Annotated in this window: 8 protein-coding genes; 3 read left to right on the plus strand and 5 right to left on the minus strand. The window is 66.2% G+C overall.

The window, feature by feature from the left end; genetic code table 11:
• Window positions 1-55 precede the first annotated feature (55 nt).
• A complete protein-coding gene (locus tag QZY03_RS15995; protein WP_295582752.1) occupies window positions 56-1417 on the plus strand; it encodes an agmatine/peptidylarginine deiminase in 1362 nt (453 codons plus the stop codon).
• Between the two features lie 146 nt (window positions 1418-1563).
• Here the strand turns inward: QZY03_RS15995 and QZY03_RS16000 are convergent, their stop codons facing one another.
• The 4 genes from QZY03_RS16000 to QZY03_RS16015 form a co-directional block, all read right to left on the minus strand.
• The gene (locus tag QZY03_RS16000; RefSeq protein ID WP_295582755.1) at window positions 1564-4998 is read right to left on the minus strand and encodes a tetratricopeptide repeat protein; all 3435 of its coding nucleotides are present in this window, start codon (window positions 4996-4998) and stop codon (window positions 1564-1566) included.
• Window positions 4998-5561, minus strand: a complete 564-nt coding sequence (locus tag QZY03_RS16005) for a hypothetical protein (protein WP_295582757.1) — start codon at window positions 5559-5561, stop codon at window positions 4998-5000. Before QZY03_RS16005 ends, QZY03_RS16000 begins: the two co-directional genes overlap by 1 nt.
• A gap of 261 nt (window positions 5562-5822) precedes the next feature.
• A complete protein-coding gene (locus QZY03_RS16010) occupies window positions 5823-8951 on the minus strand; it encodes an efflux RND transporter permease subunit (RefSeq protein WP_295582759.1) in 3129 nt (1042 codons plus the stop codon).
• Window positions 8948-10024 (minus strand): efflux RND transporter periplasmic adaptor subunit, encoded by a 1077-nt coding sequence (locus QZY03_RS16015; protein WP_295582762.1) that lies wholly within the window; start codon window positions 10022-10024, stop codon window positions 8948-8950. Before QZY03_RS16015 ends, QZY03_RS16010 begins: the two co-directional genes overlap by 4 nt.
• Window positions 10025-10215: 191 nt before the next feature.
• Between QZY03_RS16015 and QZY03_RS16020 the strand changes: the two genes are divergently transcribed.
• Window positions 10216-10902, plus strand: a complete 687-nt coding sequence (locus QZY03_RS16020) for a PD-(D/E)XK nuclease domain-containing protein (protein WP_295582763.1) — start codon at window positions 10216-10218, stop codon at window positions 10900-10902.
• Between the two features lie 205 nt (window positions 10903-11107).
• Here the strand turns inward: QZY03_RS16020 and QZY03_RS16025 are convergent, their stop codons facing one another.
• Window positions 11108-11713, minus strand: coding sequence for a LysE family transporter (locus QZY03_RS16025; protein WP_295582765.1), 606 nt, complete (start codon window positions 11711-11713; stop codon window positions 11108-11110).
• A 179-nt stretch (window positions 11714-11892) separates the two neighbouring features.
• Here QZY03_RS16025 and QZY03_RS16030 point away from each other — a divergent pair, with 179 nt between their 5' ends.
• Window positions 11893-12471 (plus strand): DUF1640 domain-containing protein, encoded by a 579-nt coding sequence (locus QZY03_RS16030; protein ID WP_295582768.1) that lies wholly within the window; start codon window positions 11893-11895, stop codon window positions 12469-12471.
• The last annotated feature ends 46 nt before the right edge of the window (window positions 12472-12517 follow it).

Consider the following 12517-nt stretch of genomic DNA (forward strand, 5'->3'; position numbering starts at 1 on the left):
CCGGCGGCATAGATGTCCGAGACCTTCACAAACGATGTCAATATAGAGAAATTGTATGAAAACACGCTCCCTATCTTATCTTGCCGCGGCCTTCGTCATACTCTCTTGTATGCTCGTTTTGTCGCCTTCGAGTCGCTCCGGTGATCACGGGGACTCCGCTGCTGCTTCGGCTGCTGATCAGGGCTTCTACTTCCCTGCCGAATTCGAGGAACAGGAGGCCGTGTGGATGGGCTGGCCGACGTACGAGAACAAGTCCGGATGGTCAGTCAAAGATCTGCATGTTCAGCTATGGGCCGCCATGGCGCCGCATGTGGATGTCAGGGTGGCGGTCAATCCCGACAATGCAGAGAAGGGCTGGAGTTACGACACACAAATTGCCGAAATCAAGGCATTGATGAAAAAATACGCCGTACCGGAAAACAAGATCAGGCTCCACAAGATCCCGCACGCCGACGTATGGTGGAGGGACATGGGCCCTATCTACCTGGTCGACGGGAAAGGCCGGCGGGCGGCGGCCAACTTCCGGTTCAATGGGTGGGGATATGAAGCCAATGACTCCAGGTATGCCGAAACCGAAGGCGCCATCGCTGCTCAAGCGGCCCGGATCGACGGCGTCAACACGATTTTCAAGACCGCCATGGTCAGCGAGGGAGGCGACCGGGAGTTCAACGGCAAGGGCGTGATGATGGCGGTCGAAGCAGTCGAAAGACAACGCAATCCGACGCTGACCAAGGAACAAATGGAGTCTGAGTTCAAGCGGGTCCTGGGGGTGAAAAAGATCATTTGGCTCAAACGGGGGCGGTATGACGACGACCTGAGCTTTGCGGGCCGCCTGCCCGACAAAGACGGAAAACTGGAACTTTACACGGCGATCACCACCGGCGGACATATCGACGAGCATGTCCGTTTTGCCGGTCCGAACACGATTCTCTATACCACGGTTTCCGACGCGGAGGCCAAGGCTGACCCCATCGCTGCTGAAAACAAGAAACGGTTCGACGAAAATCTGGAGATCCTCGAGTCGGCCACCGACCAGGACGGCAAACCATTCACGCTGATCGCCATGCCCGATGCCCCGACGATCGTGACCACGGTGAAACCAGGTGACGGCGTATACGATTACCTGGCCGGCAATGACTACATGAAGAAGCTCAACAGGATTCCTGACGGGCAGCCGATACGAATCCTATTGGCAACCAGCTATCTGAATTTCCTGGTGACCAATCGCGTGGTTCTGGCCCAGAAGTTCTGGCGCGAAGGCAGCCCTGACGAATGGAAGCAGACTGACGCGCGGGCACTGCGAACCCTGGAGTCGGTGTTTCCGGACAGGAAGATCATCGCGTTTGATGCCAGGGCGATCAATGTCGGCGGTGGCGGCATTCACTGCAATACGCAGCAGGTCCCGAAGACAAGATAAAGAGTCGCTCTGGGTGCCTGTCCGGGTGATTGCTTCCCCGCGGCGGCCGGGAACGACCCCGAGACCTTTGCCCTTGAACCAAGTCGGACCCGCGGCTTTCCGCGTGGGAAGATCGGCCCTCCCCCGCGGACGCGCGGGCACCGGTGTCAGGGAACCGCGGCAGGCGTAGAGGCGGCCTCTGCCAGGTAGCGGATAGGGCCATCGAAGCCCTCGCGCCGGATCGGCAAGTCCTCGGCGATGGGCGCGTCGGCAAGCAGTTCGACCCGCCCCGACCACGGGTGCAAGGCCAAGGTCACGCGGAACAGGTTAGTCCCGAACAGAACGGTCCCGGCATAGACCGGCCGGCCGTCCCGATCCACGCGCTCCAATCCCCAGGGGTGCGCGGCCTGCGCCTCGGGCGGCGGCGCGGCGGCGAGCGGGAGGTCGTCCAAACCGTCGATGACCTGGAACCGCCCCTCCTCGGCCCGGCCGACACTGAAACAAAACCGCGTGTAGTCCGACTGAGCCGCCGGGGTGTCGAGGCGGATTGTGCCGGACTCCACCAATTCAAGCAGAGTCTGGGCCAGGCCATCCAGCAGGCGGACATCCGTGGTTCCGGCCAGCAGGTCCAGGGCGCCCGGTCGCGGACCATCCAGGATCTGGACCTGATACAGGTCCTGATCGCTGAAGCCCGGATGGCAGCGCAGGACGGCCAGGACCCGCAGGCCAGGTCGGGCGAGCGCCCGTGCACCGTCCGCGCCCTGGTTGGCCAGCCGCCGCAGCAGGACCGCAGCGGCGGTGCGGTCCAGGGTCTCCCAGGGGCCGGACAGCAACCAGGCCGGACCGGGCGCGGGCGGGGCGCCGTAGTCGGCCAACACGGCGTCCAGGTCGATGCGGTCGGGGGGCGGGGCCGGTGCCTCCCAGTAGGCCCGCGCCTGGGCCTGCCGCGCGTCCTGATCCAAGCGGGCTGCAACGCGCTGGAGCAGGTCATCCAGGTCGCGGTCGGTCTGGTCCGGCTGGTCCTGATACAGATTGATCAGCCAGGGCTCCAGCAGTCCCCGCTCCTCCCGCGGCAGGTCGAGCAGGGCGCGGGGGTCGCGGTCCGCCCGGTATGCCACCCCGGCCGCCAGCAGGCGCAGCGGCAAGGCGAGTTCCGCCCGGTCGCCGGCCAGGTCGCGCCAGGCGGCGTACCAGGCTTGGGCGGTCTGATCAGTCACCCAGTCGACGGCGCAGTACCGCAGGCTGCGGACCAAGGCATCGCCGAGCTCGGTGAGTCGGCCGTGCCGGGCGAAGAAATCCAGCCAGAGCGCGATGAAGCGGCGCCAGACCTGGGGATTCTGGGTGCGCAGGACGAGCGACCCGATCACCCCCAGATCCCGACTGGTCCAGGCCGGCGGGCGAAACTCGGCCAGCAGCCGATCCAGTGCGTCGCGGCCCTCGTCCCAGCGGTCCAGCCACAGCAGGGTGTCGGCCTGGTGCAGGGCGCGCTGAAACTCCTGCCATGTCGAATAGGCCGGTTGGGACTCTGCGAGCAAGGCCAGTGCCTCACCGTGGCGGCCGACCCGGGCCAGACTGATCGCGCGCCACAAGGTTACCGGCTTGCCCTTGCCGTCGAGCTCGGGATCCAGTTCATGCGCACGTTGGTAGCAGGCCAAGGCTCCGTCAAAATCGCCGAGGTGCGACTTTGCGTTACCTAGAGAGAAAACGAATACCGGCTCCTGCGGCATCAGGCCCGCTGCACCTTCGGCGACCTGATGATTCAGCCGGTAACGCCCCTGCTCCTGCAACGCGCCGAACAGGTGGTCCCAGACGGCGATGCGCCGCGGCTCCAGGGCCAATGCCTGGCGAAAAGCGCCCAGCGCTTCGTCGTGCCGATCCATGGCCCACAGGTCATAGCCCCGTTGATCCCAATCCGCCGCGGTCTCGGGCTCGCCCGCCAGGTCCATGGCCTTTTGCCAATAGTCCCGAGCCTCGGCAAACCGCTTGGCCTGCTCCAGACACCAGGCATGATTGCGGTTCAATACCGGGTCATCCGGCTTCAGCGCAATGGCCCGTGCCGAGGCCGCCAGTGCCTCGTCGATCCGGCCCAACTCCGCCAGGATCGCACCTTGCCGGTTCCAACCCGACGAGTCATCCGGATCGATCCGGCTCACCTGCACCCAGCACGCCAGCCGTTCCTCGGCGGGCCGACCCAGAGCCTCCAGACACCGGACCTTGCGCCGCCAGCATTCGGCATCGTTCGGGTCCCGCGCGATGGCACACTCGGCCTCGGCGAGCGCCGCCTCAAAATGACCCACGCCATAGTGCTCGGAGAAGGCCAGATCCAGGGCCGAGCGCAGGGGGTCCGCCTCGGCCCGGGCGCGCGCCGCCGCCTCGCGCAAGCGGGCGTCCGCCGCGGCCTCCCCGTGCGGGTCGGCCAGCCGGTCGAGCTCGGTCTGCGAATACCAGACCCGCAGGAACTGCACGAAGAGCCCGACCGGCTCGCCGCGCTGCTCCTTGACCTCCAGACACAGCCGCATCAGCGGCTCGCGCAGTTCGTAATAATTCGACCGCCCGAGCGAATCGGCCCGCATCACATCGCCCAGGTCGACCAGTTTGGCGAGTTGGGCCGAGACGGTCTGGGAGGTCGCCATGACCTGGCGGGCGATCTCCTTGACCGGAACGGCGCCGCGCAGCCGGCGCAGGGTGTCGATGATGCCGCGCTGCAAGGGCGGCAGCCGGCTCATGCGTGCCTGATAGTAGGGGGTGAGCGACTCCATCAGCCCCATGAAGGGCGCCACCAGGTCATCGAGCGAGTCGCAGGTCAGGAAGTCGAAGAAGAACTTGTAAACCCGCGGGTTGCCGCCGGCCAGATAGTGCAGGGCGCGCACCCGCGCCAGACCGAGCGGGCTCAGGATCAGGTTGGCGAGGTCGGGATCGCCCTTATGCAGCGCCAGCCGCGCCAGCATGTCCGCGGCCTCGGCGACCCCGAAGGGCTCCAGCGTGTGGCTGCGGAAGAAACCATAGAAGGTCTTCTTGCGCCCGCTCAGATCGGCGGTGAGGCTGGTGGTGCTGGCCAGGATGCTGACCAGGCCATGATTCTGGATGAAGGCGCGGAGCTTGCGCTGGCCGTCCTCGCGCAGTGCGCCGAACAGCTCGTCGAGGTTCTCGATGATCAACAGCAGGGTGCGGCCGTCGAGCGCCTGCAACAGCAGGTCCTCCAGCGCCGACTCCTGCTGCGGCAGCGCGGTCAGGTCCAAGATCGCCTCCAGCCGGGCATCGAGCCAGTCAAGGTCCCCTTCGTCCTGGCGCAGCCGCCGCAGCACCAGCGTCAGCAAGCCCGCGTAGCCGACCGCGTAGGGGTCCTCCGGCAGCCAGGCGATGCGCAGCCGGGCCGCGAGCTCGCGGTCGGCCCGCACCCGGTGATAAACCAATGCGACCAGATGGCTCTTGCCGCTGCCGCGCGGACCGATCAGCAGGCGCTGGTGCTTGTTGCCGCTCGCGGCGCTCGCGCGGATGCCGTCCATGATCCCGCGCACCAGGGGCTCGCGGACGACGAACAGGGCCTCCAAGGTCGCCGGGCTGAGTTGGCCGGGCGTGAAGGTGGAATGCTCCGCGGCCATCAGTCGAGCCCCAGGTCGCAGCGCCACCAGCGGCGGATCAGATCGAAGCGAAAGCGGTAGGCACCGTCCACGACCATCGGTTCGCCCTCGCTCCGGGCGATCTTCTGGAGCGCCCAGGGCAGTTCGTCCCAGATCAGGATGGTGCGCTGACCGGTGCTGTGCAGCAGGTCGCCTAGCAGACGCTCCAGGGCGACTTTCCAGGACGGCCCCTTGCTTTCCGGGAGCCGGAGGATGCCGCCCACCTCGAGTCCACCCAGAGCGGACCACTGTTCGGCGAGCCATCCGGTGGCCTTCTTGGTGGCGCCGAGATGGACGCGGATCGCCTGGGCCAGGCGCTCGACCAGTTCGGCCGCCCGGCTGACCGCGCCGATATCCATGTAGATGACCCGCAAGTCGGGCGCGGCCTCGGCCTGCATCTTCCTGGCGATGGTGGTCTTGCCCAGGCGCCGCTCGGACACCAGCACCAGACTCTGGCGCTCCAGGGTGGCCCAGAGCTGCGCGATCAGACGTTCACGCCCGACCACGTCCGCGGGAGACACGATGCCACCGGGATTCGCTTTCATCGGAACACCATTGAAGAAAAATTTACGTCAAAGTTGACGTACGTTAACTATAGCTCCTTTTTGTGAATCCGCAAGACCAACGCGTGCCGGGGCTTTGGCGTGTCGACTGGGGCGGGACGCGAGCGACGGCAAGGCGCTCCATGCGAAGGGCTTCGGCGGGGTGGATGGGCATCTGGTGAGAACGCGATGACCGATTAACGCCGACTCTATGTTCCGGGTGGCGATTGGAATCAAGCGGAAGAAGATACAGCATTTCCCGGCTCACGGCGTCCCCGTCATCGCACCTGCCTGCGCCGCGGCCTCCTCCCGCTCCAACGCCCGCGCCACGTCCCCCGGCGAGCCGGTGCGCCCCGCCAGGAGGTCATAGGCGACCGGGACGACGAACAAGGTGAACAGGGTCGCGGCAAGGACACCAAACAGAATGACGGTGCCGATCACGGCGCGCGTCTCGGCACCGGCGCCGGAGGAGAGCAGCAGCGGGATAGCCCCGGCGGCGGCGGTGAAACTGGTCATAAGGATGGGGCGCAGCCGCACGCGCGAGGCCTCGATCAGTGCATCGCGAAAGGCCGTACCCTGATCGCGCAGTTGATTGGCGAATTCGACGATGAGAATGCCGTTCTTGGCGGCCAGACCGACCAACATGATGAGTCCGATCTGACTGTAGATGTTGAGTGTCGCGCCGGTGATCCAAAGCCCGAAGAGCGCACCGGCCATGGCCAGCGGCACGGTGAGCATGATGATGAAGGGATGTACCCAACTCTCGAATTGGGCGGCCAGCACCAGATAGACCACGATGATGCCCAAGGCGAAGACGAACAGGAGGCCGCCGCCGGCCTGTCGAAAGTCCTTGGATTGGCCCTTGAAATCGATCTGCGCCTGCGCGGGCAGGTGAGTGCGCACCAGTCCCTCCAGATACTCCAGCGCGTCGCCCAGCGCCAGGCCCTCGGCCAGGTTGGCTTCCAGGGTGATGGCGCGCAGCCGGTTGAAGTGGTTGAGGCTGCGGGAGTCCGCCCGCTCGGAGACGCGGACCAAGTTGGCGAGCGGGATCAGTTCACCGCTGCGCTCGGAGCGGACATAGAGGTTGGTGAGGCTGCCCGGGGTGCGCTGGGCGTCGCGTTCCCCCTCCAGGATGACATCGTATTCCTCGCCGGCGTCCAGGTAGGTGGTCACCCGCCGCGAACCGAGCATGGTCTCCAGGGTGCGCCCGATGGTGCCGACCTTGACCCCCAAATCCGCCGCCCGCTCGTAGTCGATCGCCACGCGTAACTGCGGGTTGGTCTCCTTGTAATCCCACTCGATCCCGCTGAGTCCGGGGTTGGACTTGGCGATCTCGGCCAGCAGGAGGTCGCGCCACTGCGCCAGTTCCTCATAGGTCCCGCCGCCCAGCACGAACTGCACCGGCTTCTGGATGCGCGCCCCGAACCCCTGGCGCATGACCGGGAAGGCCTTGATGCCCGGCAGGTCGGCGAGCCGGTTGCGGATTTCCTCCATGATGACCCAGGCCGAGCGGCGCTGATCGAAGTCGTTGAGCACCAGCACCGCCATGCCGGTGTTGAAGGCCAGGGTCCCGCCGAAGCTGCGCGGGGAGCGGATCTGCAGCCGTGTCGCCTCGCCGCTGTGCGTATAGGGCAGCAGCCGCCGTTCGATCTCGTCCATATAGTCGCTCATATAGGCGAATGAGGCGCCCTCGGGTCCGTCCACCAGGACGAAGAAAGCGCCGCGGTCCTCTTTCGGCGTGTATTCCTGGGGAATGGCGCGATAGAGCCAGGCCGCGGCGCCCAGGGTGCCCAGCAGCACCAGCACCATGACCCAGCGATGATGCAGAAAGAATCCCAGCGCCGCCAGATAGCCGCGGCGGATCGACTCGAAGACCCGGTCGATGCCCCGGCTGAGCCGCCCCGGCTGGTGACCCTGGGGCAGGATCTTGGACGCCATCATCGGCGAGAGCGTCAGTGCGACCAGAGTGGAGAAGGCCACCGCGGCGGCCATGGTGAGCGCGAACTCCGAGAACAACCGCCCGACACTGCCCTGCAGAAAGGCGATGGGGACAAAGACGGCGATCAGCACGACCGAGGTCGCGATCACCGCGAACCCCACCTGCCGGGTCCCGCGGTAGGCGGCCACCAAACGGGTCTCGCCGTATTCAGCCATCCGTCGATGCACGTTCTCCAGCACCACGATGGCGTCGTCCACCACCAGGCCGATGGCGAGCACCAGGGCCAGCAGGGTCAGGATGTTGATCGAGAACCCCAGCATCAACAGCACGGTGAAGGTGGCGATCAGCGACACCGGCACCGTCACCGCCGGAATCAGAGTGGCGCGCACCGAACCCAGAAAGAGAAAGATGACCAGCACCACCAGGACCACGGCGACCGCCAACGTCTTGTAGACCTCCGCGATGGCGCCCTTGACGAAGACCGAGCTGTCGTAGCTTTGCTTGATCTCCAGACCCGCGGGCAGGGACGGATTGATGCGCGCGGCCTCGGCCTTGACGGCATCGGCCACCGCGATGGTGTTGGCGGTCGACTGTTTGGCGACGCCCAGGCCCACCACGGCATCCCCGTTGCTGCGGAACAGATTGCGGTCCTCCTCGGTCCCCCGTTCGACCCGCGCCACATCGCCCAGACGCACCAGGTAGCCGTCGCGCCCGCGCCCCAGCACCAGCCGGGCGAACTGCTCGGCGGAGCCGAAGGCGCGGTCGAGCCGCACGCTGAACTGACGCGTCTGCGACTCCACGCTGCCGGCCGGCAGTTCCAGGTTCTCGGCCCGCAGCGCGTTCTCCACATCGGTGACCGTGAGGCCGCGCGCGGCCAGGGCCTGCCGGTCGAGCCAGACGCGCATGGCATAGGTCTGATCCCCACCCACCCGGATACGCGCCACCCCGTCGAGCACCGAGAAGCGGTCCACCAGATAGCGGTTGGCATAATCGGTCAGCTCAGGGACCGAGAGCCGGTCGCTGACCAGATTCAGCCAGAGAATCACGTCATCGTTGCTGTCGACCTTCTGGATCTCCGGCGGGTCGGCTTCCGTCGGGAGCTGATCGAGGATGCCGGAAACCCGGTCGCGGATATCGTTGGCCGCCCCGTCGATGTCGCGGCCGACCGTGAATTCGACCGTGATGGCCGAGCGCCCGTCCTCGCTCACCGAGGCGATGGTGCGAATGCCCTCCACGCCGGCGATGCGGTCCTCGATCAGCCGGGTGATGCGGGTCTCCACCACAGCGGCCGCGGCCCCCGGGTAGGTCGTCTCTACCGAGACCACCGGCGGGTCGATGTCCGGGTATTCGCGCAGCGGCAGCCGGTCGTAGGCGACCAGGCCGAAGGCGGTCAGCAGCAGCGACAGGACCGCGGCCAGCACCGGGCGCCGCACCGAGACATCGGACAGCATCATGGCTTGACCGCCTCCCGCGCCCCCAGCAGGTCCTTGAGCGGTCGGGTGCCGTCGTCCAGCACCAGATCCAGCGCCTGACCCGCGCGTACCTTGTCGCTGCCGTGGGTGATGACCCGATCGCCGGCCCGCAGGCCATCGGTGATCTCCACCTCGCCGGGGCGGCGGGCGCCGATGCGGACCTGGACACGCTCGGCCCGGTCGTCGGCGCCCACCCGCATGACGAACTGATCCTGACCCAGCGCCAGCAGGGCGGACTCCGGGATCACCAGCGCCTGCCGCGGATTGCGCTCGAGCTCCACCTGCATCAGCAGTCCGGGGCGCAGCCGGCCATCCGGATTGGGGATCAGGGCGCGCACCGCAATGGAGCGGGTCACCGGATCGATCCGGCTGTCGACCCCGCTCACCTCACCGCGAAACCGCTGGTCCCCGTACTCCGGGGCGCGCGCGGTCACGGCAAGACCGGGCTTGAGGTCGGCGAGGAAGACGCTCGGCACCGAGAAATCGAGCTTCATGGTGCTGAGGTCATCCAGCGTAGTGATCTGGTTCGCGGGCTCCACCAGGGCGCCGACGCTGATATTGCGCAGCCCCAGCACGCCGTCGAAGGGGGCCTTGATCAGCCGGTCCGCCAGCCGCGACTCGATCGCCGCGAGTGCCGCCCGCGCAGTCTCCAGATCGCGGCGCCGCTCGTCGAGCAGCGATTCGGCGGCCGAGCGCTGCCCGGCCAGCGACTTCACCCGCTCGTACTGGCGCTGCGCCTCCGCCACCCGCGCCCGCCCCTCCTCGATCAGCGCGTGCTCCTCGGCCCCGGTCATCTCCACCAGGATGTCGCCTTTCTTGACCCGCTGGCCGTCGTCGAAGTGGATCGCCGACACGGTCTCGGTCACGTTGGCGGTAACCACCACCGACTCGCGCGCCTTCAGGGTCCCCAGCGCCTCGACCGGGTCAGTGAAGGGCAGCGTGCGCACCGCGGCGACGATCACGGGCGTCGCCGGCTGGGGCGGGGTCTCCGCCGCCGACGCGGCGGCGGCCGCGAGCAGTGTGGCGCAGAGGAGCAGAGCGGTGCGAAGCGGCATGGAGTGACCTGGCGGACGCTTGACGGGGCTTGGTGATTCAGCCTTTGCCGCAACATGGAGACGCCATCCGGCCAGTACCAGTGCAAGCCTGAGCAACGGCCGACAGGCACCAACGCGGTTGACCGCACGATATCCCCAGCTGTTTCGGTGATCTGATCCGTGCTGCCCAGGTTGCGACCGGCGCGCGCGTGGTGATCCTGGTCGAACGGATCGATCCGGTGACGCTGCTGTTCCAAGCCGGTTATCTGACGATCGACCACGCCCGCCAGATTTTTGATCAATGGCTGTTCTCACTTCGTGTCCCCAATCAGGAAGTGCGTCAAGCGCTTGCCAACCACTTGGTCGATGCCTACACGTCCCGCTTGCCCAGCGAGCGATTGCGTTGGCAAAAGACCCTCTACGATTCTTTAGCCCAGGGTGATGTCGCCGGCCTGTTGGCGGCAATCAGCCGGCTGTTCGCCGGTATTCCCTGGCGAAACTTCACGGCCAACGACTTGCCCTTGACCGAGGGCTATTACGCCAGCGTCCTCTATGCCTTCTTTGCCAGCCTCAATGCCGAGATCATCCCCGAGGACATCAGCAATCAGGGCCAGGTCGACCTGACCATCAAACTGGTCGACTACATCTATGTCATCGAGATTAAGCTGAACCGCGGCCAGGCTGGGCCGGTGCCGTCCGGGATCGAGCCGCGCCCTGGCGACGCGACCGTGCCCGTCTTGACTCAGGCGGGCGACAATCCGGCCCTGGTCCAAATCCAGGCCCGCGGCTACAGCGCCAAGTACCGCGGTCTGCCGAACAAGGGTTTGTTTGAGGTTGGACTGGTGTTCGACCCCCAAGCGGGCAACCTGACGCAAGCCGATTGGGTGGCGGTGGTTTGACCGCGCGCGGACCTCAGCCGCTCCCATGCGACGCGGCTCAGGTTGCGCGTCTTGCGACTGAACGTATCAATCGCATCCGCACGATTCACGGCACCCTGGCTATTGAGGGTAACCGGCTGACGCAGGAACAGATCACGGCCATTCTGGAAGGCAAGCGGACGGCAACGGTCGGATGGGCCGGCTGTGGCAGACGCTGATCTTGAGGTTACAGCCCCATCAACCGCGCCACCCCGTCCCAGCCAAGTTGCACGGCGAACAGCGCGAGGACGATCCCCAAGGCGCGACAGACAAGGCGGTATCCGCCATCGGTCAGGCCCCGCCCCCAATGCGCGGTGAGCAGCGCCAGCACCACCTTGGTGCCGACGAGCAGTGTATAGAAGGTCAACAGGAACCACAGGGCGAGCCGGGGGGACCGGTCCGCGGCGGCGGCCAGCAGCGGACCGCCAAGGGTGATCCAGAACAGCCAGGGGTAGGGGCTCAGCAGGTTGACCGCCATGCCCCGCCCGAGCGCGCCGTTGACCGCGGTGCCGGCCGGTTCGGGCAGCACGGCACGCCATTGCGCGCGTGCCAGGTGTGCGACCACCAGGGCTCCGGTCAACGACAGTACGGCCAACCAGGGAGATTGCGGGTCCAGGCTGCCGGCCAGGCCCCAACTGAGTGCGACGATCGGTGTGTCGGTGAGCAGCGGGGCAAGCGCCACGCGGATTCCGGCGGACGCACCGCCGCGCAGGCTCTCGGTCATCACCAGGGCGAGTAGGGGGCCGGGCGCAAGTCCCGCGCCGAGGCCGAGCAGGACTGCTTGCAGAGTCATCGCGAGCATGCTGATGGAAGCGCTGTGGGCCGTCGGTTTTCTTGTTTAGCGGTGATCGCCGCAGTCAGCCTTCGCCAAGGGTTCGGTCACCAGCCCCTGTCCAGCACCCAGGCGACTGAGGATAGGCTCCCGCCGCGCCGGGGCTTGCCCGCTGACATGAATGGTTCCATAGTACCGCCATGACCTCTGTTGTCGCACTCTACGATGCCCTGACCTCGGCCCCCGACGATCGCACCCGTGCCCGGGTGATCGCCGAGGCGTTCGAGCGTCTGGAAGAACGCTATCCCCAGCTGCCGGACTTGGCCACTCAAGGTCATGTGCGCGAGGCGGAATTGCGTCTGCAAAAGGAGATCGAGCAAGTCCGCGGTGATCTCCAGGCCACTGAACTTCGGCTGAAAAAAGAGATCGAGCAGGTGCGTGCCGAGTTTAAACTCGACCTCGAGCGGGTGCGCGGCGACCTCCAGGCCACCGAACTGAGACTGAAAAAGGAAATCGAGCAGGTTCGTGGTGATCTGCGGGCCACCGAACTGAGCCTCAAGAAGGACATTGAGCAGGTACGTGCCGATCTCAAAGCGGACATCGAACAGGTACGGGCCGAGCTCAAGGCGGACATCGAACAGTTACGGGCCGAGCTCAAGCTCGACATCGAGCGGGTCCGCGGCGAGGTGGCACGCACCAAGATCGATCTGCTGAAATGGATCGTTCCGCTGATGTTTGCGCAAGTTGCCGCCATCGCTGCCTTGGTGAAGCTCCTTTGAGTTGAGACTCCAGGACGGGCGCGCGGCGATCCGGGTCGCCTGAGGC

The sequence above is a fragment of the uncultured Lamprocystis sp. genome (genome assembly GCF_903933125.1).
Lineage (GTDB): Bacteria > Pseudomonadota > Gammaproteobacteria > Chromatiales > Chromatiaceae > Thiodictyon.

What these genes read in the sequence shown, in the direction of transcription:
- QZY03_RS16030 (WP_295582768.1), top strand. Translation starts at nt 11,893, where the DNA reads ATGACCTCTGTTGTCGCACTCTACGATGCCCTGACCTCGGCCCCCGAC.
- QZY03_RS15995 (WP_295582752.1), top strand. Translation starts at nt 56, where the DNA reads ATGAAAACACGCTCCCTATCTTATCTTGCCGCGGCCTTCGTCATACTC.
- QZY03_RS16005 (WP_295582757.1), bottom strand. Translation starts at nt 5,561, where the DNA reads ATGAAAGCGAATCCCGGTGGCATCGTGTCTCCCGCGGACGTGGTCGGG.
- QZY03_RS16010 (WP_295582759.1), bottom strand. Translation starts at nt 8,951, where the DNA reads ATGATGCTGTCCGATGTCTCGGTGCGGCGCCCGGTGCTGGCCGCGGTC.
- QZY03_RS16015 (WP_295582762.1), bottom strand. Translation starts at nt 10,024, where the DNA reads ATGCCGCTTCGCACCGCTCTGCTCCTCTGCGCCACACTGCTCGCGGCC.
- QZY03_RS16025 (WP_295582765.1), bottom strand. Translation starts at nt 11,713, where the DNA reads ATGACTCTGCAAGCAGTCCTGCTCGGCCTCGGCGCGGGACTTGCGCCC.
- QZY03_RS16000 (WP_295582755.1), bottom strand. Translation starts at nt 4,998, where the DNA reads ATGGCCGCGGAGCATTCCACCTTCACGCCCGGCCAACTCAGCCCGGCG.